Source organism: Shewanella sp. HL-SH5 (genome assembly GCF_051163755.1).
In the GTDB taxonomy this organism is placed as follows: domain Bacteria; phylum Pseudomonadota; class Gammaproteobacteria; order Enterobacterales; family Shewanellaceae; genus Shewanella; species Shewanella glacialimarina.
The window spans coordinates 1,893,857-1,918,963 of sequence record NZ_CP195038.1; the positions used below are offsets into that span (position 1 = coordinate 1,893,857).

The 25,107-nt window shown below is 39.7% G+C and carries 22 protein-coding genes; 13 read left to right on the forward strand and 9 right to left on the reverse strand.

What is annotated here, in order from left to right; all coding sequences use genetic code 11:
- The first annotated feature begins 384 nt into the window (after window positions 1–384).
- Window positions 385–1,326, forward strand: coding sequence for a chemotaxis protein CheV (locus ACRWQM_RS08255; protein ID WP_226415682.1), 942 nt, complete (start codon window positions 385–387; stop codon window positions 1,324–1,326).
- 40 nt (window positions 1,327–1,366) lie between these two features.
- Here ACRWQM_RS08255 and ACRWQM_RS08260 read toward each other — a convergent pair whose 3' ends face one another.
- The 3 genes from ACRWQM_RS08260 to ACRWQM_RS08270 all read right to left on the reverse strand — a co-directional run bounded on the left by ACRWQM_RS08260 (window position 1,367) and on the right by ACRWQM_RS08270 (window position 2,828).
- Window positions 1,367–1,549 (reverse strand): DUF6435 family protein, encoded by a 183-nt coding sequence (locus ACRWQM_RS08260; protein ID WP_226415683.1) that lies wholly within the window; start codon window positions 1,547–1,549, stop codon window positions 1,367–1,369.
- A gap of 193 nt (window positions 1,550–1,742) precedes the next feature.
- Window positions 1,743–2,399: a hypothetical protein gene (locus tag ACRWQM_RS08265; RefSeq protein ID WP_434926198.1), complete on the reverse strand. Its 657-nt coding sequence runs from the start codon at window positions 2,397–2,399 to the stop codon at window positions 1,743–1,745.
- Window positions 2,400–2,468: 69 nt separating this feature from the next.
- On the reverse strand, window positions 2,469–2,828 hold the full coding sequence (locus tag ACRWQM_RS08270) for a DUF2750 domain-containing protein (RefSeq protein WP_226415686.1): 360 nt from the start codon (window positions 2,826–2,828) through the stop codon (window positions 2,469–2,471).
- Between the two features lie 221 nt (window positions 2,829–3,049).
- Here ACRWQM_RS08270 and ACRWQM_RS08275 point away from each other — a divergent pair, with 221 nt between their 5' ends.
- The 6 genes from ACRWQM_RS08275 (at window position 3,050) to ACRWQM_RS08300 (ending at window position 8,579) form a co-directional block, all read left to right on the forward strand.
- Window positions 3,050–4,258 (forward strand): lytic murein transglycosylase, encoded by a 1,209-nt coding sequence (locus tag ACRWQM_RS08275; protein WP_434932006.1) that lies wholly within the window; start codon window positions 3,050–3,052, stop codon window positions 4,256–4,258.
- Window positions 4,259–4,348: 90 nt separating this feature from the next.
- Window positions 4,349–4,831: an FKBP-type peptidyl-prolyl cis-trans isomerase gene (locus tag ACRWQM_RS08280; RefSeq protein ID WP_434931834.1), complete on the forward strand. Its 483-nt coding sequence runs from the start codon at window positions 4,349–4,351 to the stop codon at window positions 4,829–4,831.
- A gap of 60 nt (window positions 4,832–4,891) precedes the next feature.
- Window positions 4,892–5,119: a DUF3389 domain-containing protein gene (locus tag ACRWQM_RS08285; protein ID WP_226415690.1), complete on the forward strand. Its 228-nt coding sequence runs from the start codon at window positions 4,892–4,894 to the stop codon at window positions 5,117–5,119.
- A gap of 39 nt (window positions 5,120–5,158) precedes the next feature.
- On the forward strand, window positions 5,159–5,830 hold the full coding sequence (locus ACRWQM_RS08290) for an alpha/beta hydrolase (RefSeq protein WP_434926196.1): 672 nt from the start codon (window positions 5,159–5,161) through the stop codon (window positions 5,828–5,830).
- Window positions 5,831–6,163: 333 nt separating this feature from the next.
- The gene (gene ushA, locus ACRWQM_RS08295; RefSeq protein WP_434926195.1) at window positions 6,164–7,870 is read left to right on the forward strand and encodes a bifunctional UDP-sugar hydrolase/5'-nucleotidase UshA; all 1,707 of its coding nucleotides are present in this window, start codon (window positions 6,164–6,166) and stop codon (window positions 7,868–7,870) included.
- Window positions 7,871–8,129: 259 nt separating this feature from the next.
- Window positions 8,130–8,579, forward strand: a complete 450-nt coding sequence (locus ACRWQM_RS08300; protein WP_226415693.1) for an Hsp20 family protein — start codon at window positions 8,130–8,132, stop codon at window positions 8,577–8,579.
- Between the two features lie 146 nt (window positions 8,580–8,725).
- Here the strand turns inward: ACRWQM_RS08300 and soxR are convergent, their stop codons facing one another.
- The gene (gene soxR, locus ACRWQM_RS08305) at window positions 8,726–9,172 is read right to left on the reverse strand and encodes a redox-sensitive transcriptional activator SoxR (protein ID WP_434926193.1); all 447 of its coding nucleotides are present in this window, start codon (window positions 9,170–9,172) and stop codon (window positions 8,726–8,728) included.
- A 120-nt stretch (window positions 9,173–9,292) separates the two neighbouring features.
- Between soxR and ACRWQM_RS08310 the strand changes: the two genes are divergently transcribed.
- Entirely contained in the window at window positions 9,293–9,712 is a 420-nt protein-coding gene (locus ACRWQM_RS08310) for a VOC family protein (protein ID WP_434929047.1), read from the forward strand.
- A 332-nt stretch (window positions 9,713–10,044) separates the two neighbouring features.
- Entirely contained in the window at window positions 10,045–10,542 is a 498-nt protein-coding gene (locus ACRWQM_RS08315; RefSeq protein ID WP_226415696.1) for a fasciclin domain-containing protein, read from the forward strand.
- Between the two features lie 156 nt (window positions 10,543–10,698).
- Here ACRWQM_RS08315 and ACRWQM_RS08320 read toward each other — a convergent pair whose 3' ends face one another.
- The 4 genes from ACRWQM_RS08320 to sppA form a co-directional block, all read right to left on the reverse strand.
- On the reverse strand, window positions 10,699–11,541 hold the full coding sequence (locus tag ACRWQM_RS08320; protein ID WP_434931835.1) for a hypothetical protein: 843 nt from the start codon (window positions 11,539–11,541) through the stop codon (window positions 10,699–10,701).
- Between the two features lie 292 nt (window positions 11,542–11,833).
- Complete coding sequence (locus tag ACRWQM_RS08325; protein WP_434926190.1) at window positions 11,834–12,085, reverse strand: TIGR03643 family protein; 252 nt, start codon at window positions 12,083–12,085, stop codon at window positions 11,834–11,836.
- A gap of 290 nt (window positions 12,086–12,375) precedes the next feature.
- A complete protein-coding gene (gene ansA, locus ACRWQM_RS08330; RefSeq protein ID WP_226415699.1) occupies window positions 12,376–13,389 on the reverse strand; it encodes an asparaginase in 1,014 nt (337 codons plus the stop codon).
- A 124-nt stretch (window positions 13,390–13,513) separates the two neighbouring features.
- Entirely contained in the window at window positions 13,514–15,355 is a 1,842-nt protein-coding gene (gene sppA / locus ACRWQM_RS08335) for a signal peptide peptidase SppA (RefSeq protein WP_434931836.1), read from the reverse strand.
- A 163-nt stretch (window positions 15,356–15,518) separates the two neighbouring features.
- On the opposite strand from sppA, the gene ACRWQM_RS08340 reads away from it, so the two are divergent.
- Entirely contained in the window at window positions 15,519–17,534 is a 2,016-nt protein-coding gene (locus ACRWQM_RS08340; protein ID WP_434931837.1) for an FAD-dependent oxidoreductase, read from the forward strand.
- A 320-nt stretch (window positions 17,535–17,854) separates the two neighbouring features.
- Here ACRWQM_RS08340 and ACRWQM_RS08345 read toward each other — a convergent pair whose 3' ends face one another.
- Window positions 17,855–18,193 carry a cytosolic protein gene (locus ACRWQM_RS08345; RefSeq protein ID WP_434932007.1) on the reverse strand — a complete coding sequence of 113 codons (339 nt, stop codon included), beginning with the start codon at window positions 18,191–18,193 and terminating at the stop codon, window positions 17,855–17,857.
- An 807-nt stretch (window positions 18,194–19,000) separates the two neighbouring features.
- On the opposite strand from ACRWQM_RS08345, the gene ACRWQM_RS08350 reads away from it, so the two are divergent.
- From ACRWQM_RS08350 to glgB, 3 genes are all read left to right on the forward strand, one after another.
- Window positions 19,001–19,240 (forward strand): hypothetical protein, encoded by a 240-nt coding sequence (locus ACRWQM_RS08350; protein WP_226415703.1) that lies wholly within the window; start codon window positions 19,001–19,003, stop codon window positions 19,238–19,240.
- Between the two features lie 1,069 nt (window positions 19,241–20,309).
- Window positions 20,310–22,673 carry a 4-alpha-glucanotransferase gene (gene malQ / locus ACRWQM_RS08355; RefSeq protein WP_434931838.1) on the forward strand — a complete coding sequence of 788 codons (2,364 nt, stop codon included), beginning with the start codon at window positions 20,310–20,312 and terminating at the stop codon, window positions 22,671–22,673.
- A 60-nt stretch (window positions 22,674–22,733) separates the two neighbouring features.
- Window positions 22,734–25,049, forward strand: coding sequence for a 1,4-alpha-glucan branching protein GlgB (glgB, locus tag ACRWQM_RS08360; RefSeq protein ID WP_434931839.1), 2,316 nt, complete (start codon window positions 22,734–22,736; stop codon window positions 25,047–25,049).
- Window positions 25,050–25,107: the final 58 nt, after the last annotated feature.

The following is a 25,107-nucleotide window of genomic DNA, read 5'->3' on the forward strand; positions in this document are numbered from 1 at the left end:
CACATTCGTTTTGCCGTTTTATTCAAATTTGATAGACGTTAACAGTGTGAATAGGCTCGTTGAGTGTCTGCAGCAAGTTTTCTTGATGAGCATTAGTCGTTTTCTAATTATCATGTTGGCATCTTTTAGCTTTAATGTTTTGCACGCTTGATGTTACACCTTTAAAAACAGAAGCTTTTGCCATTTGTTGATAATATTTTTGTTAAATTTTAATTAAACAGAAGTGAGCTATAATCTCATTATTAGGAAAAAAATAGCTTAGATACTAAATCTAGTCATCAGAGAGTCATCTTTTTGCTGATTTATGTTTATAATGATAAATATGATGTGCAGTGCCTAGCATAATTAGTCACGACTTGTATTTATAGATTGGTGGTAGGTTTAATGAAGAAAGTGCTCGATAGTGTTGATCAACGTACTAATCTAGTGGGTGAGAACCGCTTGGAGTTATTGCTGTTTCGAATTAACTCAACTCAGCTATTTGCAATTAACGTATTTAAAGTCAAAGAAGTCGTCAAAGTGCCATCGTTAAGCGCTCTTCCTGGCAGTAATAACAGTATCGCTGGAGTTGCTAACATTAGAGGCACTTCTATACCTGTGATTAATTTACGTGGCGCTATTGGTTTTTCTCCCTTACCAATTACCGATGACTGTAATTTAATTATTACTGAGTATAATCGCAGTATACAAGGTTTCTTGGTTGGTAAAGTGGAACATATTGTTAACTTGACCTGGGGTGACATTATGCCACCGCCTAAAATGGCAGGTAAAAACAATTATCTAACTGCAATAACTCGGTTGGAGGACCAAGGTCAATCCCGCTTAGTATCGATTATTGATGTAGAGAAAGTCCTCGCTGAAATCATTAATTATGATATTCGGTTATCGGATGGTGTTTTGGATGAGGCTTTAGCCCCGCAAATGCCTGGTCGTAAAATATTAATTGTTGATGATTCAAGTACTGCCAGAAGACAGGTCAGAGAAACACTCAGTCAGCTGGGTATTGAAATTATTGAAGCGTCAGACGGGTTGCAGGCGTTGAACTTACTTAAGTCCTGGGCGGATAATGGCCAAAATGTCGCTACTGAATTATTAATGATGATAACGGATGCTGAAATGCCAGAGATGGATGGCTATAAGCTCACTTCTGAAGTGCGTGCAGATCCTCGAATGGCTTCGTTATTTATCACATTAAATACGTCTTTGAGCGGCAGCTTTAATAATGCAATGGTTGAAAAGGTTGGCTGCGATGCTTTTATTTCGAAATTTCAGCCTGACTTATTAGTAACAGGTGTTCAAAATAGGTTAAGAGATATTCTGGGGTAAGCTTTAAAATGGCTCATTACGAGCCTATGAATAATATAGTTTAAAGAGGCTTTTTCTGATTTTCTAATGCACTAATCTCAGCCTCTATCAGTGCAGCTTCTGCTGTAATCATAGAGTAAGATTTAATATCACCATTGCGCTGCGCGTGCATCGCTTTTTCAAGTTTTGACTCATAAAGTTTAGTGAGTTTTTTTATCGGGTCTTGTCTGAATAATGAGAACATTTTAATCACTTGTATGTGGATGATACTAATTTATACGATAGAACATTGTTTTTGGTTTCGTTGGATTTAAGATTATTTCCCATAACGAGAAGCTTCGGCTATTTTACGGCAAATTATTAGTGCTAACTATTGGTTTTTCTCTTGAAACGACGTTTATAGTAAGTCAAATTCTGCGAAACTGTTAGTCTGTAATTTAACGGTCTAAATCTTCAAGTAGTTCTTGTAGAATTTTTTGTTGCATACTTTTAGTCACGCCAATATTAAGTCTGGCGAGCTTGATTGCATGACCAAATTGATCTTTACCTAAATAAGTCACCAACTGCTTTAAAAACTCTTCATCTAACGCCAATACTTGACAGTAATGCTTAATTCCTTGATTTAGGTTGTTGAATTGTAAGCCATCAAATTCGAAGCCTAAGGTATTAGTTCCTGCAAACAAGGGGTCATCTTCAAAGTGATTATCATCAATACTTAGCGCCCAGCCTAAAGCGTTGATTCTTTTTTGAGCAATCTTGAACATCATCCAAGCGCTCTTTTTAAAGCCCCCAAAAATTCTACAATCAAATTCAGATTCTGCTAATTCTTGTTCGGTCCAATTAATGCCAATTGCCAAATCCTTATGGTATCGCTTCATTAACTGATCTTTAACCGCTTCACGACAATCCCAGATAGAGGTTAATAAGTGTTTTTGTGCCAGCAACTTACATTCTTGACATGCTGGGACGGTTAATGATGGGTGAGGAGTATGCGCCATACGCCAATAAGGCAACTCTGCATGGCAGGGTTCATCACAAAACCAACACATGTGGCGTTTATCGAAAGGAATGTCGACCATAGTAGGGTTTGTCATATTGGATACTTAAGCAAAAGGTAATGGGCAAATGCACTGAGATGAATATCCCAGTGCAAGTAACAATAATTAATCTTTTTCGATATCAACTAAGCTTTTTGCTAATACAATTGGGTCTATTTCAAAACACTCTTGATCGCTTTCCCAGTTAACACCCACTAAAACGCCATCATCATTTAAGTCGCCAACCCAATACTCAAGAAAGTCGACCAAAGTGATACTAACCGCTGTGTATTCAGCCCATTCTTCGGTGCAATGACTTTTGGCAGTAGCTTCTGACGACCACAGTGGCATAACATCAGTTTCTTCAAACTCAGATGAATCACACACAACCCATCCTTCGCCTGTTTCGTCCTGAAGACCCCAAACGATTTGGTGTTTTTTTACACTTTCGATGAAGCTAGTTAACGTCGGGTTTTGTTCGGTCATGATCATTCTCATTAAGTGAAGTTAAAAACGGTTTCATTATACTGAATACCTACTTTAGCTCAAGTTGGTTATGCCTAATGCTGATGGCTATTTCAGCTAACACACTTTTTATATCGTAAATCGGTCTTTTTATGGTTATTAAGCGCTTGTGAAGTTGATAGCAATCAGTCACGATATTCACACAATCTTATTTGTTATTATTTGGGTGCCACTTGAGTCTTATGCGCGTTAATTTATCCATTACAGCATTATTATTAAGCGTCAGTTTCTCTCATTCAGCTATAGCCAGTGCTGATTTTGCACAATGTGTGAGTCAATTACAGTTAAAAGCAAAGCAACAGGGTATTTCACAGCAAACAATTGATACTACGGTGGCTAACTTAAGCTTCATTCCTAGGGTGATTGAGCTCGATAATCAGCAGCCTGAGTTTACCACCACATTTAAAGATTATTATGACAAGCGTGTAACCGATTGGCGCATCAAAGAGGGACGTAAACTCTATGCCCAGCACGGCCAGTTATTGAGGCAGTTAACCACTAAATATGGTGTTCCGGGTCAGTATATTGTTGCCTTCTGGGGGCTTGAAACTAACTATGGAAGCTATAAAGGGAATATGTCAGTGCTTAACTCATTAGCTACTTTGGCATGCGACCCTCGACGCAGCGAATATTTTACCCAGGAGTTGATGCAAGCTTTAACCTTAAAAGAGCGCTATCAATTTGCTGATAAAGATATGGTTGGCTCATGGGCGGGGGCAATGGGGCATACCCAGTTTATGCCAACTAATTATCTTAAGTATGCAGTTGATGGCGATGGCGATGGCAGAGCAGATTTATGGAATAGTACCGCAGATGCATTAACCTCTGCGGCCAACTTTCTGCAACAATTAGGTTGGAAAGCCAATGAGCGTTGGGGACGGGAAGTACAGTTACCGAAAAATTATGATTTTGCCTATATGGGCAGTAAGGATACAAAATTATTGATTGATTGGGCTGGGCTAAACATAAAGCAAACAAGTGGCAAGCCGTTATCAACACCTGACATGCAAGCGGCATTGTATGTGCCTGCAGGCCATACAGGACCAGCCTTTTTAGGTTATGAAAACTTTAATGTGATAATGCGCTGGAATCGTTCTGAATTTTACGCTATTGCGGTGGGTAAACTAGCCGATCAAATTAATGGTGGCGCTGGTATTTCTCATCCTTTACCAAATCATCCCCGTTTAAACCGAGAAATGGTTCAACAGTTGCAACAAAAACTGACTGATGAGGGTTTTGATGTGGGTAAACCAGATGGTATTTTAGGTCGAAACTCTGTAACAGGATTACAAGCTTATCAGCGTAAACATGGTTTAATAGCGGATGGTTATCCAGATAATGCTACATTTGAGAAGTTAGGCATAAGCTTAAACAAATTGCCGACCCCATAAGCATTTGTTAAGCTCTTGCGACTTTTTTAATAGCCGTTAACTGTATAATCGACAGTTAACGCAAATACAGATTAATTTTAAGGATACGTAATGAGCATTAAAGACAATATGGTTGTGCAGTTTAATTACACGCTGCGCGATGAAAAAGGCGAAGTGCTTGAATCAAATGAAGGCCGCGATCCGATAGCTTACCTTCATGGCAACGACAACATGATGCCTGGTATTGAAGATGCTATTACCGGTAAAGCAATTGGTGACAAGTTTACTGTCACGCCTCCGGCAGCTGACACCTATGGTGAACGTCAAGAAGGAGCTGAGCAACGTGTCTCAGTTAAGCATTTATCAGGTGCTAAAGTATGGAAGCCAGGTATGGCTGCTATCGTTAATTCTGATCAAGGTCAACGTCAAGTGACCATAGTTAAAGTAGGTAAGTTTATGGCTACAGTGGATGTTAATCATCCATTAGCGGGCCGTGAATTAACCTTTGATATTGAAGTCGTTGATGCACGCGATGCAACTGATGAAGAAATCGCCCATGGTCATGCCCATGGTGCCGGTGGTCATCAGCATTAATTAGCCGTTTCGATCCCAGGTCTACAATAGACTTGGGATAAACCTTTATTAAGTACCTATATGATCCTCGAATTTTCCCAAGGTAAGCTCATCATTACCCCTAATGAAATACAATGTCGTCTTTTTGAAAATCATATTATTCTAAGCGCAGTTGTCGATGATATAAGTTGTTTTCATCATGGATTAGTCATAGCGGCTGATGCTGGTACGGTGAAATGGACAATTAAACTGGATAATCCACAACAGTTTGAACAATTGTTACAAGAGACCGGTATTCACGCTCAATAATATTCAAAGTACACCACATACAAATAGATAAGGAATCACATGACTCAATCATCTCTAGAAGCCATTGTCGTTGAACCTAGCAATAAGGCTTCATCTTGTGTTATCTGGTTACATGGTTTAGGTGATTCAGGTGCCGGTTTTGCTCCTGTCGTACCTGTTTTAGGGTTACCTGGCGATCATGCTATTCGGTTTGTTTTCCCACATGCACCAGAACAAGCGGTAACCATTAATGGGGGTTATATCATGCGTTCATGGTATGACATCAAAAGCATGGACTTACATGATCGTGCAGATATCGCAGGTGTGCAGGCATCAGAGCTACAAATAAAACGTCTCATTGAGCAACAGATTGCAGCGGGTATTCCAGCAAACAAAATAGTGTTGGCTGGTTTTAGCCAAGGTGGTGTGATGAGTTTGTTCACTGGGTTACGCTTTGAGCAATCTTTAGCCGGAATTATGGCTTTATCCTGTTATTTACCCGGTGGCGAGCATTTACCGGAACAACTTGCCCAGGCAAATAAACACACACCAATCTTGCAAAATCATGGTGAACAAGATGAAGTAGTGCCATTATTTGCTGGCAAAATGGCATACGATGCCTTGAATAATGCGGGTTATAATAGCGTTTGGAAAACCTATTCAATGGCGCACAGTGTTTTGCCTACACAGTTATCTGAAATAGGTCAATGGTTGAAAAAAGTATTGAATTAATCTTTACCACACAACTGCCAGAACTGTTCTCTATGCGGGACAATGGTGCGTTGTTGGGTTGTATATAAAATAATCTTTGTTTATAAAGGCTTAACTTCATTATTGGGTTAAGCCTTTATTGTTTACTGCATAGGTATAAATCTGATAGGGTTGCCCTGTTCTTTATTTACGACAGTTTTTCATGTAACTCATTGTTAAGATTGCACTAAATGTCATTGTTTTGTCATAAAGTTGTCACGTGTATCCCTCATTGTTTGGTATCATTTTAGGGTGAATTTAAAGTTCGCTTATTTATACAAATAAATACAAGATAAATAATAAATGGGGTTACATATGTCTAAAGTGTTAATAAAAGGAATGCTGGCATCAGCTGTGTTAGTTGCATTAATGGGCTGTAATAGTGACGACGATGCAAAAGTGCCTACCACCTGCGCAGAAGCTGGAGCAGATTGTAAAATATTTACCGTTCTTCATACCAATGATAACCATGGTCGCTTCTGGGAAAATACTAGTGGTGAATACGGTATGGCAGCGCGCAAAGCCTTAATCGATCAAATTCGTGCTGAAGTGAGTGCTAATGGCGGTGAAAGTATACTGTTATCTGGCGGCGATATTAACACCGGCGTACCTGAATCAGACTTACAAGATGCCGTTCCTGATTTTATTGGCATGAACGAAATTCGTTATGACGCCATGGCAGTGGGTAATCATGAATTTGATAACCCATTAGCAGTATTAGATTCACAACGCTCTATCGCTAACTTTCCAATGCTAGCGGCCAATATCTATCATGCTGATGGCACTACACGTTATTTTGAACCCTACAAAATATTCGACGTTAATGGCGTACGCATTGCCGTTATTGGTTTAACAACTAAAGATACTGAGAAGTTAGGTAACCCAGAATACATTCAGGATATCAAGTTTACCGATCCAACCACAGAAGTGGCAAAAGTCATTGCTGAAATTAAAGCGAACGATAGTGCAGATTTAATTTTTGCCACTACCCATATGGGACATTATGCCGATGGCAAACATGGCAGCAACGCCCCAGGTGATGTTGAAATGGCAAGAGCACTTGCTGCAGGTGATTTACAGGCGGTAATTGGTGGGCATTCACAAAACCCAGTGTGTATGGAACCTGGCACGAATGAATACGCTGATTTCAAACCTGGCGATGACTGTGCGCCTGATATGCAAAATGGCACTTACATCATGCAAGCCCATGAGTGGGGCAAGTATGTGGGACGTGCAGATTTTGAATATTTCAATGGTAAATTGAACCTTGCTAGCTATAAGTTGATCCCAGTTAACTTGAAGAAAACAGTTGAAGATGCTGAAGGTAAAAAAACCACAGTATTTATTGGTGAAGAAATTGTACCTGATGCAGATTTAAAGCAATTACTGTCTTATTATCAAGCAAAAGGTCAAGGTCAATTAGGCGAAGTGATTGCTGAAACTGACGCTAAACTTGAAGGCGATCGCGCTATTGTACGTGGTGAGCAAACTAACCTAGGTCGTTTAATTGCAGAAGCACAGCGTACTAAAGTTAATGCCGATTTTTCTGTAATGAACTCAGGCGGTGTACGTGCATCAATTGCAGCGGGTGAAATCTCGTATCGTGACGTATTAACCGTACAGCCGTTTGGCAATATGGTTACCTTAAACACACTCACAGGTGCACAAGTTTCTGAATACTTAGCTACAGTGGCGACATTCCAACGTGGTTCAGGTGCTTATGCACAAATTACTGGCGTTAAAATGACTGTCGACTGTGCAGCAAGCAGTGTTGATATCAGTGAAATCAATGGTGAAACGTATGCTGCCGATGGTAGCTATACCTTCACTGTACCAAGCTATAATGCTGCAGGTGGTGATGGTTATCCAAAACTTGAGTCAGTACAAACAGGCTATGTTGATGCTGAGGTGCTTTATACTTACTTTAAAGATAAAAGCATGATTGTTGCTGCTGATTTCGCACCAGTAGGTGATATTGTTTACACTAACTCTAATAGTGTTTTAGGTTGTCAGTTAAACTAATTCTCAACAGACATTAACATTTGCAAGATGAAATTGTTAATGCATAAAAGACAGCTAAGTTAGCTGTCTTTTTTTTAGTATTTTTTATTTTCCCCTTGAATTAACGAATCCCAACCCTATATCTTATTTGTAACAAGATGAAAGTTAAAAACGCTCAACAGAGGTTTTGATATTTTGTTATCCATTGTGCCGAAAGGGCAATGAAAACTCGCCAATAATGGCTTAATTTTTACATATTGCTTTAGACAAGGATATGATTATGCGTAATTTTTCTATTTCTCCAGATTTAACCCCACTATACCGTAGCGCTATTGGCTTTGACCGTTTAGCCCAGCTTGCGGAACATGCCGCAGCGAACAATGGCAACAATGGCTATCCTCCATACAACATCGAATTGCTCGGTGAAAACCTTTATCGCATTACCATGGCTGTTGCTGGTTTCAACATGACTGAACTTGATATCACTAGTGAAGGTGAAAAGTTATTAGTTAAAGGTAATAAAGCTAACACAAAAGATGAACGTAAATATCTTCATCAGGGCATTGCTGAACGAGGTTTTGAACGGGTATTCCAGCTTGCAGATCATGTCAGAGTCGTCGGCGCTGAGTTAGAAAATGGATTGCTGAATATTGATTTGGAACGTGAGATCCCAGAGGCGATGAAAGCCCGTAAAATTGAAATTACTCGCTCTCGTATACTCGAAGAGTAACCCTTAATTCATAACACGTTTCATTGTTCTCAATTTCCTCCCAAATTAGATGAATAGTTTCATCAGGGCTTAGTCGAAGTGACTAGGCCCTTTTTAGTTTTTATGGTGTGAACAATATGGCTTAAATTGCTATCAGTAAGCTTTTTTTAATTGGTTATATCCAATAATACAGCCCCATTACCTTTGGTGGCCAAGGTATCGTTCGGGTTATAAATAGGGCAGCTAGTCATCGACAGGCAACCACAACCAATACATCCTTCAAGTGAATCCCTCAAATCTTCTAATGCTGCAATTTGTTTATTTAATTGCGTTTTCCACGTTTGCGACAGTTGAGTCCAATCATCTTTGTTTGGGGTTCTTTGATCAGGTAAATGACTAAACGCGGTTTGAATATCCTGCAGGCTAATCCCGAACTGTTGAGCCGCTTTAATCACAGATACCCGTCGTAACACATCACGTTGATAACGACGCTGATTACCTTGATTACGCAATGATTTAATTAGCCCTTTTTGCTCATAAAAATGCAATGTCGATACCTTAACACCACAACGTTTAGCCACTTGTCCCACAGATAGATCGTACTCGTTCAACATATATAAGCCACACACAAAAATTAAGATAACTAAAATAACGAAAAAAATGCTTTACCTCAAGTTAACTTGAGGTTTTATGCTGTGTCTAGTTAATTTAATTGGGATTAAAAATAAGGACATATCATGCATTTAGAACATGTAAATATCGTTGTAAAAGATTTAGATCAAACATTAGCTTTTTATCGTGCTGCCATGCCTCATTGGCGGATAAGGGGAGGCGGCGAGTCAACGTGGTATGGAGTTCCACGTAAATGGGTACATTTTGGTGATGACAAACAGTACTTATCTTTTAATGATTCCGGAACCGGCAAAGTGCGAGAGCTAGCCTCTAATGAAATGGGTGTAGCCCACTTTGCTTATGTAGTTGCTGATTTAAACAGTTTAATAGCACGTTTAAACAATGCAGGGTTTGAGGTGCGTATTTGGGGTGGAAATGAGCCCCACGCTAAAAGTGTGTATTTTATTGACCCTAATGGTTTTGAAGTTGAGTTTGTTCAGTACCTAAGCGACTTGCCGTTGGAGCGTAATATCTATCAATAACAAGGAAGTAATATTGTAGTGGCTTAGGTTTAGCGTTGTTTAAGCAGTGAAATTTTAGTGTGCTTGTTATCATGAAAGTTATCAGACTGTTACCGATAGGGATTTGCGTAGTTGTTAATAACCTATTGGTCGATGTAAACAATTGATTAATAAATTATTAATAAATTATTAATAAGGTGACGTTTTGTTGTTAGATCTGATTTTTATTGGTGATGAATCTGTCAAAAGTAATTGATATGTAAATTGAGTGATCTTTATCCTGTAATGCTTCGTAAAATACGGCGACAACAAAACTTAACTCTCTACAAAAACTCTCTACAAAGGAAAATATAATGTTAAAGAAAGCAATTACAACACTATCGATTATCCTTGCCAGCTTTGCGTTTGTGACCACTTCTTATGCAGAACATCATGGTATGAAAAAAGACATTGTTGATGTCGCTGCTGAAAATGGATCTTTTAACACTTTAGTCGCTGCGGTAAAAGCGGCAGGGTTAGTTGAGACGCTTAAGGGAGAAGGTCCGTTTACAGTGTTTGCACCAACGGATGAAGCTTTTGCAAATCTTCCGGCCGGTACTGTTGAAATGTTACTAAAACCAGAAAACAAAGATAAGCTAGTCGCTGTATTAACATACCATGTAGTATCAGGAAAGGTATTGGCGGCAGATGTGGCTAAAATTGATAGTGCTGCAACCGTTCAAGGTGAAATGGTGATGGTAAAAGTTACTGACGGTAGCGTCATGATAAACAATGCTAAAGTTATTATGGCTGATGTTGCTGCAAGTAACGGTGTAATACATGTAATTGATACAGTATTACTGCCTAAGTAACACATTCGAAGTCAATCCGTTATAAATATTCCTAATCTGGGCGTTGATGATAGATAACACCCAGATTAGTATTTCTTTTTGCAGTTACACAGAATCTTTTACAGGCTTGTTTTACAGGCATATATCGACGCTAATCAAACAGAGTGAAAATAGTATTTAACGCCAATCGCTGTCCAACCAATTAAACATGGTCAGGCTATAGTTAATTGAAACTAATAATTGTTTTGTTTGATCTGGCAAATCATTTTTTAGCCAAATTTTAGGCTTACCAACAAAAGATAAAGCACCAACTTGTTCTTTATTATCAAAAAACTCAAGTCCTGAGCTTAATGATCGCCATGGGGCTGAATGTCTCTGCTCAATAATATCCCCCTTTTTTACTAAACTTACATTCTGTGAAATATCTTCGACTTGATAAGACCGATCATCGCTTTTCACTTGAACTATTGTTGTTTGATTTTGATAAGATTTTAATGTCAGCTGCCAAAGTTTTTGATTGTGTGTGATAGCACATACTAGGTATGTTTTTAACCGGGTATTATGACTAGAATGAGAACTTGGACTAGAAAATTCAATATCATTTGCTTCTGTCTCTTTAGTCAAAGACTGCGAAAAAATTTCACATTTTGATGTAGAAACATTTTCATTATTTTGTTGAAGGGTGAAAGAAAACCTTTGTGTATCATCAACTTCATATTCTGCGCTAATGAATGAAAGAGCATCATCAAAAAGTATATAATTGATAAAACTTATATCTTTCTTTCTATCAACTAAGTTTTTTTGTGAGCTTTTCCAGGATGTTTCTGCGTTTACAACGGAATAGATACCCAGATCATTGTTATAAACTGAATCAGGGATCCTAAAGCTAGGATTGTCCAGAATGATGACTGTCGAACTAGTCTGAAACTCATCAGAAAGAGGAATTGTTTGATCTATTGTAGATACACAGGATGTTAATAGTGGCAAGGAAAGCGCTATTTTAAGCAAATTTTTAGTCATATATTTATCTTTAAATGATCCTAAGCTATCACTCAACAAGGAAGGGAAGTTGTTTTGAGTATTTAACTCAGATTGACGAATAGTATTAATAATTCAATACTTTGCCTTTAAAATACACGTTTTGCAAAGCTTTATTCAGAGAAAGGATAAGTTTACTGCTAGGGTGGGAGACTTTGCATGGTTATGTTTTGGTGAGGTTTAGTGGGCAATTATTGATTCTGGATTAGACCGACCTTATATTATGTAAACAGCAGGTCGGAATAGAAGATGTATCTAATTATAATCGCTCGCATTAACGCTGTTTATATTGGGTTGGGCAATAACCTCTGCTTATTTCAGGGTTTCTGAGTTTTAAATGCTTTGTGTTGCGGCCACTGACCCTTTCACGCCACAGTTTGAAACTTTTAGGTTTAAGGCGACTGCGCATAAATTTAATCACTAAAGGTTCATTCATTCCGAACTGCAGCTCTATTGCTTCAAAAGGCGTTCTGTCTTCCCAAGCCATTTCTATAATTCTTGATTCTTCGCTTAATGAAAATGACATGGCACTACCTTGGATCAGTTAATTATTTCTATAAATACTGTAACGCCAAGGAAGAAGATCAATTTATACAGTAAATTGAGCAGAATTTTCTACTTTGTATACCTAAGTTGATGTGGTTGATAATTAACTTAGGCCGCAGAGGAGGATTGTCAGCTATCAATTTAATTGATGTGAAATATAAAAACTCGCTGCTAAATTAAGATAATGACTTTAGTACACCTATTTCGCAAATATGACTACTAATCCTGTAAGCGAGTTTTTATCAGTTTATCATCAGATTTTAGTAGTGATTAGTCTGCTGACAGCTCACCAATCAAGTTCATTTGCATCGATTTCTTAATTTCTTCTGGTGTCAAATTTATTGAAAGCAAATAGTGTAATTTTGCTAATGCTGCTTCAATAGTCATATCCATACCACTTATTACGCCAGCCTTAGCTAATGAGTTACCTGTGGCATAACCGCGCATATTGACTTTGCCCTGAAAACATTGAGTCAGGTTCACTAGGACTATGCCACGCTCATCGGCCTGTTTTAATGCCTGTAAAAGCAGTGGGTCCTGTGGTGCATTACCCACACCAAAGGTAAGCATGATTAATGCTTTAACCGGTTGCTGTAGAATATTGTTAAATATCTGGGTTGAAATTCCGGGATATAAAGTCACTACCCCAATAGGCTGCGGTTTGATATTAATTACATTTAAAGGCGAGTTTGTCGGCTGAGTGATTTTGCCTTCTTTGATATTAATCTTAATACCCGCCTCAAGTAGTAGCGGGAAGTTAGGTGAGGCAAATGCATCAAAGCCATCGGCATGGGCCTTAGTTGAACGATTACCTCTAAACAATTTATTGTTAAAAAATAAACAGACTTCTGCTATTGGGTAATTGGCAGCGATATACAATGAGTTTAATAAGTTTGTTTGACCGTCAGAACGAAGCTGCGCTAAAGGAATTTGAGAGCCAGTGACAATGACAGGTTTTGATAGCCCTTGTAGCATAAATGACAATGCTGAAGCGGTATAAGCCATAGTGTCGGTGCCATGTAATATGACAAAACCATCGTATTTTTCATAATTAGCTTTTATGTCATTAGCGATGAGTTGCCAATCCGTAGGCGCCATATTTGAAGAGTCAATTAATGGGCTGTATTCCTGGATCACAAAGCTTGGCATTTCTTCGTGATAAAACTCAGGCATAGACTGAACGCAATCGGTTAAAAAGCCAGAAACAGGTGCAAAACCATTAGCGGTTTTTTGCATACCTATTGTTCCGCCCGTATAGGCAACGTAAATAGCGCGTTTAGTCATGGATTAGCTCAAATTAGATTAATTTTACATAATGTGTAAATTATACGAGTTATATTGTCGAATCGATATAAAAAAGCCTGCTAAGCAGGCTTTTTTTACATATTTAATATTTCTATGCTAAAAACTAGAAGTCACATTGCTCACAGTAAAGGTACACTCCCTGCGGGTCATCAAACTTAGCAAAGTCTTCAATCACGCCACTCCACTGGGTTAAAATGGTTTCGAGTATGGATGATTTATGCGCAGATACTGGTATATAAGCCGCTGAGGCGCCTATTAACTGTTGAATAAACTGTTGTTCAGTAGTCAATTCCTGTTCAATTAATTTGGTATCAAACTTATCCATTTCAGCCAGTTCTGCAGCTTTTGCGATAGCTTGTTTCATGTCGCCAATTTCATCAACAAGACCTAATTCAAGTGCACGGTTACCGGTCCAAACACGGCCCTGGGCAATATTATCGACTTGTTCAAGTGTCATATTACGCTCGGAGGCAACAAGAGAAATAAACTCATGGTAACCACGTTCTATATGACGTTGAATAACGGCTTTTACATTGGGACTTAAACTGCGAGTAGGTGAGAGACCAGCCCAATCTGATGTTGCTACGCCGTCTGAATTAACACCCAAATGGCTTAGGGTATCTTCAAAGGTGGCAAACATGCCAAAAATACCAATTGAACCGGTAAGCGTCGTCGGAGTTGCATAAATATAATCAGCGCTTGCTGAAATCCAGTAACCGCCAGACGCGGCTAAACTTCCCATACTCACAACAACGGGTTTACCTGCATTTTTAAGTGCCAGCACTTCTTGGCGTATTTGCTCCGAAGCAAATGCACTGCCACCAGGGCTATCTACCCGTAACACCACAGCTTTTACTTTATCGTTTAAACGAGCTTTACGCAGGTATTCAGACGTGGTTTCACCGCCAATTTGTCCAGCAGGCTGGGCGCCATTAAGAATGTTACCTTTTGCGACAATAATGCCTACTGAATCATTTTCAATAAACTGAGGTAGCGGTGCGGTGAGTGATAGGTAATCATTGAAACCTATTTGACGGTATGAATTACCTTCTTTATTGCTACCGACAAGTTCTATCATGGCGAGGCGAAATTGCTCAGCAGAAACAAGCTCATCAACCCAACCCATATTCATTGCCATCAATGCACTGTCACCGTTTGCTTTATCTAACTGAGCTAAATAAGCATCGGTATCAAGCACTAATTGATCAGGGCTAATGCCGCGGTTTTTAGCAACACTAGTTGAATAGCTTTGCCAAATATCGCCCAGCAATTCATCACTCGCAGCTTTGTCAGCGTCAGACATGTCATCACGAATAAAAGGTTCTACCGCTGACTTGAAAGTACCAACACGAAAAACATGGGTGTTAATTTTAAGCTTTTCTAGTGCAGACTTATAGTAAAGGCGATAACGGCTTAATCCATCAAGGCTAACCATGCCTTTAGAATTTAAAAATAAGGTGTCTGCATAACTCGCAAGGAAGTACTGGTTTTGACTGTAACCATCCTCCATTGCAATCACTTTTTTACCGGCAGCTTTAAACTCAGTTAACGCATCGCCAATATTAGTCATTTTGCTTACACCTGCCGAGCGTAAGTTACTTAAATTAAGTACTATGGTGCTAATTCGTGTATCTAGGGTGGCGTTGTTAATCACATAAAGCACATCCGCTAACAGAATTTCAGCATCGGGATTATCATTGCCCTGTGCTAACACGGCTTCAAAGGGATCAACAAAGCGTTTTTGATCGACTATGTGACCCGATAAGTCCAGCACTAAGGCTGTTTGATTGTCGAGCACAATTTCATCTTCTGAAGTCATGACCGCAATAATGATGATTGCTAATATGCTGAAAAAAATAAAATTGATAATTAATTTTCTTATAGTGTTCACTGTATTCCATAATAAGGTGAACAACCTTTTTAAAAACGGGGGTTTAGTGGACATTTACCACTCCTATAACATTCTAATAATGTCATCCTAACCGAAAATGGATTTAAATGGTAAATTCAATTGTAAACGTTTTTGACAATCCGCTGTGTCAATGATTGAGCTTTATCAAAGTTAAGGTTATGCTGGTTTCAATCACTTGTTTAAAAAGGATGTTTGAATGTCGTTTCCACACATACTAGAACCTTTAGATTTAGGCTTCACGCAGTTGAAAAACCGCGTGTTAATGGGCTCTATGCACACAGGCTTAGAAGAAGAAAAAGGCGGATTTGAGAAACTGGCAGCGTTTTATAAAGAACGAGCCGCTGGCGGAGTAGGTTTAATTGTTACTGGCGGTATCGCGCCTAATATGCGTGGACGTCTTGCGCCTCATGCATGCCAATTAAGCTTTCCTTGGCAAGTCAGTAAACACAAAATTGTTACCGATGCAGTGCATGACGCTGGCGGTAAAATCTGTATGCAAATTTTGCATGCGGGTCGTTACAGCTATCATCCTTTTAGCTTGGCGCCGAGTAAAGTTAAATCACCGATCACGCCTTTTACCCCTTCGGCTATGTCATCAAGACAAGTTAATAATACCATTAAAGATTATGCCAGCAGCGCTAAACTAGCCCGTAAAGCAGGTTACGATGGTGTTGAAGTGATGGGATCAGAAGGGTACTTGATTAATCAATTTATCAGTTCTCGTACCAATAAAAGAACCGATGAATGGGGCGGCAGTTATCAAAACCGGGTTAAGTTTCCTTTAGAAATAGTCAAAGCTATCCGTGAGAAAGTCGGTAAAGATTTCATTATCATTTTCCGTTTATCTATGTTGGACTTAGTCGATAATGGATCAAGCTGGGATGAAGTAGTTGAACTGGCGAAATCATTAGAAGCCGTCGGCGTGAGTATTATCAATACTGGTATTGGTTGGCACGAGGCGCGAGTACCGACTATTGCTACCAGTGTCCCAAGGGGCGGCTTTGCATGGGTGACTGAAAGATTAAAATCGGAAGTTAGCATACCTTTAGTTGCTACAAACCGTATTAATACCCCCGAAATTGCCGAACATATTATTGCCTCTGGTCAAGCGGATATGGTGTCTATGGCACGGCCATTTTTAGCTGATGCTGAATTTGTTAATAAAGCAGCGGCTAATCAAAGCGAGTTAATTAATACCTGTATTGGCTGTAATCAGGCTTGCCTTGATCATACCTTCTCAATGAAGCGCGCCACTTGTTTAGTGAATCCGCGTGCGTGTTATGAAACAGAAATTAACTTTACACCAACCCAGGCGAAGAAACGCATAGCAGTTATGGGCGCAGGTCCTGCTGGCATGGCGTTTTCGGTCTATGCAGCAACTCGCGGCCATGATGTGGTGTTGTTTGAAGCGAAAAGTGAAGTGGGCGGCCAGTTCAACTTGGCGCGTAAAATCCCTGGTAAGGAAGAGTTTAATGAAACCATTCGCTACTTTACCAATCAGATTAAACTGCTGAAGGTCGATTTACGTTTAAATACTAAGTTAGATGCCCAAGTATTGAAGCAAGAACACTTTGATGAAGTGGTTATTTCTTCAGGTGTAGTGCCGCGTAATCTTAAGCTAGAAGGCTTTGATGATCCCCGTGTAGTTGATTATCAAAAGGTGCTTAATGGCGAAGTTGAAATTGGTCAAAAAGTCGCATTAATCGGTGCCGGTGGTATTGGCTTTGATATGGCGCATTTCTTATGTGAAAAAGAGTCTTCTACATTGCAACCCGATAAATGGTTAAAGCAGTGGGGCATTGATAAAGAGTATCAGAATCGTGGTGGACTGACAGAAGAAGCGGAGCATCACCCAAGTCGTGAAATCTATTTGCTACAACGCAAAACCACTAAAATGGGCAAAGGCCTAGGCAAAACGACTGGTTGGATCCATCGATCTGTGCTTAAACAGCATGAAGTTAATATGATGACTGGAGTCAGTTATGAAAAATTTGACTCACAAGGGCTGCATATTAAAGTCGGCGATGTATCTCAAATTCTTGCGGTTGATAATGTCGTGCTATGTGCGGGACAAGAATCAAATCGCACCTTAGTGGATGAAATGAAAGCGACAGGGCTACCGGTTCACCTTATTGGTGGTGTTGATGTTGCCGCTGAATTAGATGCTAAACGCGCGATAAGACAAGGTGCTGAATTGGCTATGTCAATTTAGTCCTAACGTAGGGCAAGTCGCTATTTTTAAAAGCCTAACATTCTGTGTTAGGCTTTTTTATTTATCCTTAAACACAGTTTCTGGTACTAAAGGCAGTGGCCACGGGTATAGCTTAATTCAACTAGCAATATACAGTTTGTCGTCTGGCCTAAAACCTATATATAGGTTTATTCAATTACATCATAATTCTACCAAAAAAGAGACTATAAGCGGGCGTTTACGTCATACCTCCCATCATAATAGACTAAAGCTCCAGCACATTTTTGCGCCATTCCTTGTTAGAGATGCCAATTCGCCGATTTCAACTTAATGAATAATTTTCAGTCTATTCGGGTAATAAAGGTTTGCTCGTCATCCACAAAAGCTACAAAGCCGCCGTGATAGATAAATACCCGACCACGCCCCTCAACTAAGCAGGCAAGCTGTGGGTACAAATCTTCTTCGTTACCCTGTCTTTGATATGTGCCGATATCGGTGATTACGCCGCTGAGAGTAGGCAAATATCTATAAGTTCGCTTTGCTTGGTCAACCAGGTTCAATTCGCTGGCGGTAGAGAAGCAAGAGGGTATCGTACCGGCTTCTTCGATAAACATAGTTTTCAGTTCTTCAAAAGCTGTAATCACTAGCCAGTCGACGCTGTTAACATGATGGATAAACATTGAGTTTCTCGGTAATTCTGATGCGGAGATTTTAACATTATCAGGGGCAGAACGTAGTAGATACTTAGTAATTCTGTGAAATTTACGGTCATTCACTAGGCCACCTTGCTGACACGTCTTTGCCCCAGAGTGTGTTTGCCATTTTGAAAAAAGTAAACGTCGTGGCGCTTCGCCCACACCAGACCAAAGGGGCAAAACGCTTGCGCCCCTTTGGAAACCCTCAGCGCCCCAGACGAAAAATGCTGTAAAGCGCATAATTTCGATGGGGATCGATCCAGCTTTAAACTTCATCTGTAACCGGCTTCGGCCATTATCAAAAAGCCCTAACGCTTCCGATGAGCCGTCCCTGGCCCAACGAAAGCTAGCGAGGCATCCATGCCAAGCTCACGGCCTTTTCTCGATGACCTCAATTCAAATTTAGTCTGGAAGGTTTTGTGTCTGCTAGTTATGAACATAGTTAAATCGAAGAAGCGAAAATATCATCTGCATAATAACCTGCTGCAGGCAATAGATGAGATTGAAGTCACGGACTGACTTAATCTATCCAATGTAATGTGCATTAAAACATTGAATTAAAGCTATAAAGTAGATTAAAGTATGGAAACTTAAGGACAAAGTAGGGCAACCTCGAACGTAATCATCGAGCGCGCCATTTAGGGAAGAAAAAGCCATTCAATAGCATGTGCCCATCAGCTCCCTTTTTAAAGTTTACTCTGACCCCCTAATTTTAAACAACCTGGTTTTAACCTCGGCTTAGGTAAGAGGGTAATATTGCTCTTAATGCCGCTTTACAAATAGGAAAATGTTTTGAGAATAATTGTATTACTTCTACCCATAATATTTATATGTTCATGTTCATCAGTAGATGAACATTCTGCTTGTGCATTTGTTATTGGTGCAAATGATAGCAATCAAAGAATAGAAGAAGAAAATTCAAGACCAAATGCTCGAGAAAATAGCAAAGCTGGCATAACAAATGTTATCAATGGGGTTTTAAGTGTTTTTTCTGAATTAATAAATAAGTCTGAAAAAGAATGTGAGTTTTAAACCAGGGCGGGAAGTCACTTAATTAATTACATATTTCCCCAAAAAAGAAGGTATAAAGCAAGAGAAAGCTGAAAGCATCTACTTTCTTGATCTTATGAGAAATAAATTAATTTCTTATAGGGAAATGCATCGAATGCATCAGTTGATTAAGTGCCTGTTTAATTATTACTATTTAATTCATCAAAAAGCCGCTTAATTGGGTAGCCGGAGGTGTCTAGCCTCCAGTCCCCACACCACCCTGCATGCGGCTCCGCACAGGGACGTTCATTTAGACGCCTAACCTAAACTTACTGGTTAACTATTTATTACAATAGTTAACTGCGATCCATCTCTTAGTGAACATAAGCCCGCTTCTTAAGATAGTCATTACAAATGATAATGCAAATCGTAAACTTTAGAGCCTAAGCACTAACAAGCTTTTGTCCAAAAACGAGTTAACTCTTGTTCTGATTTAGCTTTTACTACAATCAAAAATGAAGCTAAATCGAAGAGATAAAAATGCAGGTGCAGATGAGCCAGCGAGTATCCAAAACAGGGCGAAGTTTCACTAAGTGAAACTTTTCTGAGCGAGAGGCATGGATGCCGAACTGGCTGTTTAACATGGATGTAATTTGTTTTGGTTAAGTCCACATGGATGCTGATTTTAAAACCAAGAGCCGGCGTCTCGCTCAATCATTTGTACATGGAGTCACATTTTGAGCCCATTCTGTCCAGATGTGAGCTTGAAGCTCATCAAGCTTTATCATTATCGCTCGGCGATGAACGTCGCATGTATATTATCGATGCCAATTAACGTCTTAGGTATTTTGTGCGGCTTGTTTTGTTACTTGCGCTACTACCTTCTTTGCAACCTCATCTATTATTTGCGCTATTATCGAACATTTATCGCCCCATTTTTGTGCATTTAAACAACTGTTTTAATGCGTGCTAAATAAGCCAAATATTCTTATTTATTCATAACGCACTGTAATTAAATAATATTGTATGTCTTATTATTGTCATCAATCTGTCTTCTTACTGTTACTTAACACTGGCATGGTAGCTGCTATTACTTGTTATGGTGCAGAGCATGGAGACAAATATGGGGCTAGAGAAGTTACTGTATTTGCAGGGCGTTGGGGCAGAGTTTATTGACTGCTTTGGCAGGCATGTAAAAATTGATCAACACGATAGGCTAGGGATAGTAAAGGCGATGTTGGCACCAAATGGCCATGAGCCATTATCAGCATCCTTAAATAAGCATTTGCCAATTAATAGCAGTATTAATAAAAGCATTAACAACAGTATCAGTCACGATGAACCTTTAAGTGTTTCTATCGTTGAGGAGACTATTTATACGTTAGATGCAAAGCCATGGTTATCGATATTACCTTCTTTTCAATACAGTTATGTATCAATGGCCGCTGCACACATTCATTTACCTGAACAAGATGCTGTGGTTAGGGTTGAAATCATTTTTGATCAAATGAGTCGCCGTCCTATAGATTCACCTAGCAGCACTGTATTTACTTGTCGTACGTGTGACATGGCCATTATTGGTGAGTATTACTACCAAGGTGTTCGTTATTGCCGCTATCAATTTACCCTCAATCAATTTACTGAATTTGCTATTCCTGATGGTTATCATCATATATCGGTAGAAATTGAGTCTGCAGCGAATATAAACACGGTTTCATCTGCCTCAGCAACTTTACTTATTGCCCCTAATCATTGTTTTGATGCTGGGCTGGTTAAGCAAAACCAACAAAAATTGTGGGGAATAAGTGTCCAACTTTATAGTTTAAAAAAGGGCGGCGAGGGTTTTGATGCAATAGGGGACTTTAGCAGCTTAAAAAAAATGATTGAATATAGTGCCTCTATGGGGGCTGATTTTGTCATGCTTAATCCTTTACATGCACTTGATATTGCTAATCCAGACAATTGTAGTCCCTATAGCCCAACAGACAGAAGACGACTGAATCCGCTCTATATCGATCTTGATGAGATGCACAATCTGTTAACTAAAGACGGTAATACTTATGTTGATATGAAACATAATGATTTTGATGTGAAAATAAATCATTTAAAAAATATAAGTTACAAAAAGGTTTTTGACTATAAATTTCGCTCATTTGTAATTATGTATGAATTATTTTCTGCTAATAGTAAGGCTGTAAATTCAAGTTATTATCAACAGTTTCGCCAATTTGTTGAGCAAGAAGGTCAGTCACTGCAGCAGTTTTGTGCAGATCAGGTATGTCAATCTCCCCAATGGCTAACTATGCCAGAAGAGTTTTATGCCTATTTGCAGTTTATCGCGGTAGAGCAACTTAAGGCATGCCAAGCATATTGCACATCCCTTGATATGAAAATCGGCCTGATTGGTGATTTAGCCATAGGCGCCTTACTTAGTGGCAATGAAGTACAAAGCAATATTGGTCAGTTTTGTACACAAGCCAGTATTGGTGCGCCGCCAGATCCTTTTTCGGCAAGTGGCCAAAATTGGGGGTTAACGCCATTAGACCCCGTTAAGCTGAAACAGGCTGACTATCAACATTTTATTGATTTGCTTCGCACCAATATGCGCTTTTATGGTGCAATTAGAATTGATCATGTTATGGGATTACTCAGACTCTGGTGGTGGCCTGTCAATAAACACTGGGGCAACGGCGCCTATGTTTATTACCCATTAGAGACTCTACTCGCCATTGTTTGTATTGAGAGCCATCGCGCTAATTGCGTTGTTATTGGTGAAGACTTAGGCACGGTTCCGCCTGAAATTATCGATGCTATGGCTCAGCGTAATATTTTATCGAATCAATTATTTTATTTTACTACACAACAACATCAGTTCTGTCCGCCTGATTCACACAAAACCAATAGTTTAATGATGCTGGCAAATCATGATGTCGCACCATTAAAAGCCTGGTGGCAAGGTGAAGATTTATTGATCCGTCAGCGCTTAGCGCAATATGAGTCAGAACAGGATTTTATCACCGAAGCTGAGCAACGTGACGTTGATAAATGGCACCTTATTGATTGGCTAGTTATCGGGCTTGGCCAAGTTAAATCTGGTGGCCTGCATTTGCCTGATGACGTCAGTTTGTTACTTGCAGAATTACAAACCTTGTTAAGCCAATATCATCAGATACCTGTCGACAAACGTGCATCTCACATAGGCTTAAAAAAAGCTTTATCTGAATTAGTTTTCAATCGGTTACTTAATGCTTGGCTGATTGTGGCGTCAACAAGTCAATCGACATTATTTTGTGTCCAGCTTGCTGATTTGATGGCTGATAACCACTGCGTCAATATTCCGGGAACCTGGAAAGAGTTTCCTAATTGGCAACGCCGATTACCGATGACCTTGACGCAACTGTTTCAAGATAAGGCCATTCAGCAACGATGCCAATTAGTCTTGGCGAGCAGAAATCACCACAACCAAAATGAATAGCCAGAACAACTTAATACCGTTACGCCAGCAAACGACAAAAATTACCTTATGGAAGCCATTATGATGATAACAAGTGCCACCAATATTCATGCTTCAGTGCTTAGTCAGATAAGTGTGGGTCAATTTAACGATGTGTTCTCGCAACTTGGAATGCATTATGTTGAAGAGTTTAAATCACTTGTTGTAAATTGCTTTTTACCAGAGGCAAGTCAGGTTGAGGTGATTGATTTAAAAAGTGGTCGTAAAGTGGCAACACTGACTGTGGTTGATGCTGGTTTTTTTAGTGGCAAAATTCCCCGTCGTAAAAATAAGTTTCAATATCTATTGCGAGTCAGTTACCCGCTAAGTGTGGTTGAGATTATTGACCCTTACCAATTTGATAGCCTACTTGATGATAAAGATGTTTATTTATTCAACGAGGGCTCACAGTTACAAGCTTATTTATTTCAAGGCGCTAATTGGCAAACCCACCAAGGTATTAAAGGGGTTCACTTTTGCGTGTGGGCGCCTAATGCACAAAATGTTGCGCTTGTTGGCGATATGAACCATTGGGATCCGCGCCGTCATATATTAAGACGACATCCAGCAAGTGGCTTGTGGGACATTTTTATCGCTGATATTGATGTCGGCATGCATTATAAGTTTAGTATTGATGATGCGCAGGGCAATAGGCTTGAAAAGTCAGATCCCTACGCCAAAATGATGCAGGCTGCACCGGGGAATGCATCTATTGTGGCTGATGTTGATGCTTATCAATGGCAAGATGCTAACTGGATGACACAAAGGATAGCTAACGCACAACAATCTAGTCGTCAAAGTTGCAATCAACCGATGGCAATATATGAGGTGCAACTAGCCTCATGGCGCCGCCAAGGGGACACAGGTGAATGCTTTTATGACTATCAGCAATTAATCGATGAACTTATTCCCTATGTCAAAAAAATGGGTTTTACACATCTGCAATTAATGCCGATCAGTGAATATCCATTTGATGGTTCGTGGGGTTATCAACCCGTAGGCTTGTATGCACCGACCTATCGTTTTGGCAAACCAGAAGGCTTAAAAGCCTTTATCGACAGTTGTCACCAACATGACCTAGCAGTGTTGCTTGATTGGGTACCGGCACATTTTCCTAAAGACCCCCACGGCCTGGCTCGTTTTGATGGTTCATGTCTTTATGAACATGCCGATCCACGCCAGGGAGAGCATCCAGATTGGGATACCCTTATTTATAACTATGGCCGAGCGGAAGTTAACAGTTTCTTGTTAAGTAATGCTTATTACTGGTTAAGTGAGTTTCATTTTGACGGCCTTAGATTAGATGCCGTGTCGTCAATGTTGTATTTAGATTATTCAAGAGAACAAGACCAATGGTTACCCAATGAACACGGGGGCCGTGAGAATTTAGCTGCAATAAGTTTTCTAAAACGACTGAATATCGAAATGTATCAAGCTTTTCCGGGCATAGATATGGTCGCTGAAGAATCTACCGCTTGGGGCGGAGTGACTCAAAGTACCGAGCATCAAGGTTTAGGTTTTGGTTATAAGTGGAATATGGGCTGGATGAATGACTCGCTTAGTTATTTAAAGCGCGATCCGCTTTATCGCTCTCACCACCACAATGAACTGACATTTGGTTTAGTGTATGCCTATACAGAGCAATTCATACTGTCGGTTAGTCACGATGAAGTGGTGCACGGTAAGGGTTCGCTCATTAATAAGATCCCCGGAGATGACTGGCAAAAATTTGCGACTTTACGGGCCTACTTTGGTTTTATGTGGGCTCATCCAGGCAAGAAGCTGTTATTTATGGGGTGCGAATTTGCACAGCGAAGTGAATGGAATCATAACCTAAGCTTAGATTGGCATTTACTAGAGTATCAAGCTCATCAGCAAATACAGCACTGGGTCCAAGATCTTAACGCACTTTACCTGCACAGCCCGGCATTATATGTACTTGATACTAATCCGGCGGGGTTTAGTTGGCTTGATTGCCATAACGAGGCCAATAGCATTTTAGTGTTTGCTCGTTTTGGCAAGCAGTCTAATGAGCATGCAGTGATTGTGATCAATATGACACCAACAGTGCACCATAATTTTCGCATCGGTTTACCTCAACATACAGCTTATCAGCAAGCGTTAAACAGTGATGATGCCCGCTATGGCGGATCGAACCTGATTAATGAGCATGCTATCGATGCTGAAGTTCAAGCATGGCAAGGGCAAGATTACAGTGCGCTGATAACAGTGCCGCCATTGTCCTGTGTGATTTTTACGCCAGTCATTAAATCGTCTGTAAAAACACTCTCGCAACCTAAAACAAAAGCAAAGACTGAGCTTAAAGCTAAATCAAAGCCGAAGACATCTAAAACCTAAGGGTAATCGATAAAAACTGGCTAAGTCCGTTTATTGTTTTTGTGCGTGTGGTAAAGGA

Coding starts and splice junctions, on each gene's coding strand:
- ACRWQM_RS08275 (WP_434932006.1), top strand. CDS start 3,050: ATGCGCGTTAATTTATCCATTACAGCATTATTATTAAGCGTCAGTTTC.
- sppA (WP_434931836.1), bottom strand. CDS start 15,355: ATGTCCACTAAACCCCCGTTTTTAAAAAGGTTGTTCACCTTATTATGG.
- ushA (WP_434926195.1), top strand. CDS start 6,164: ATGTCTAAAGTGTTAATAAAAGGAATGCTGGCATCAGCTGTGTTAGTT.
- ACRWQM_RS08340 (WP_434931837.1), top strand. CDS start 15,519: ATGTCGTTTCCACACATACTAGAACCTTTAGATTTAGGCTTCACGCAG.
- malQ (WP_434931838.1), top strand. CDS start 20,310: ATGGAGACAAATATGGGGCTAGAGAAGTTACTGTATTTGCAGGGCGTT.
- ACRWQM_RS08255 (WP_226415682.1), top strand. CDS start 385: ATGAAGAAAGTGCTCGATAGTGTTGATCAACGTACTAATCTAGTGGGT.
- glgB (WP_434931839.1), top strand. CDS start 22,734: ATGATGATAACAAGTGCCACCAATATTCATGCTTCAGTGCTTAGTCAG.
- ACRWQM_RS08280 (WP_434931834.1), top strand. CDS start 4,349: ATGAGCATTAAAGACAATATGGTTGTGCAGTTTAATTACACGCTGCGC.
- soxR (WP_434926193.1), bottom strand. CDS start 9,172: ATGTTGAACGAGTACGATCTATCTGTGGGACAAGTGGCTAAACGTTGT.
- ACRWQM_RS08300 (WP_226415693.1), top strand. CDS start 8,130: ATGCGTAATTTTTCTATTTCTCCAGATTTAACCCCACTATACCGTAGC.
- ansA (WP_226415699.1), bottom strand. CDS start 13,389: ATGACTAAACGCGCTATTTACGTTGCCTATACGGGCGGAACAATAGGT.
- ACRWQM_RS08325 (WP_434926190.1), bottom strand. CDS start 12,085: ATGTCATTTTCATTAAGCGAAGAATCAAGAATTATAGAAATGGCTTGG.
- ACRWQM_RS08285 (WP_226415690.1), top strand. CDS start 4,892: ATGATCCTCGAATTTTCCCAAGGTAAGCTCATCATTACCCCTAATGAA.
- ACRWQM_RS08265 (WP_434926198.1), bottom strand. CDS start 2,399: ATGACAAACCCTACTATGGTCGACATTCCTTTCGATAAACGCCACATG.
- ACRWQM_RS08260 (WP_226415683.1), bottom strand. CDS start 1,549: ATGTTCTCATTATTCAGACAAGACCCGATAAAAAAACTCACTAAACTT.
- ACRWQM_RS08315 (WP_226415696.1), top strand. CDS start 10,045: ATGTTAAAGAAAGCAATTACAACACTATCGATTATCCTTGCCAGCTTT.
- ACRWQM_RS08345 (WP_434932007.1), bottom strand. CDS start 18,193: ATGTTTATCCATCATGTTAACAGCGTCGACTGGCTAGTGATTACAGCT.
- ACRWQM_RS08320 (WP_434931835.1), bottom strand. CDS start 11,541: ATGACTAAAAATTTGCTTAAAATAGCGCTTTCCTTGCCACTATTAACA.
- ACRWQM_RS08290 (WP_434926196.1), top strand. CDS start 5,159: ATGACTCAATCATCTCTAGAAGCCATTGTCGTTGAACCTAGCAATAAG.
- ACRWQM_RS08270 (WP_226415686.1), bottom strand. CDS start 2,828: ATGACCGAACAAAACCCGACGTTAACTAGCTTCATCGAAAGTGTAAAA.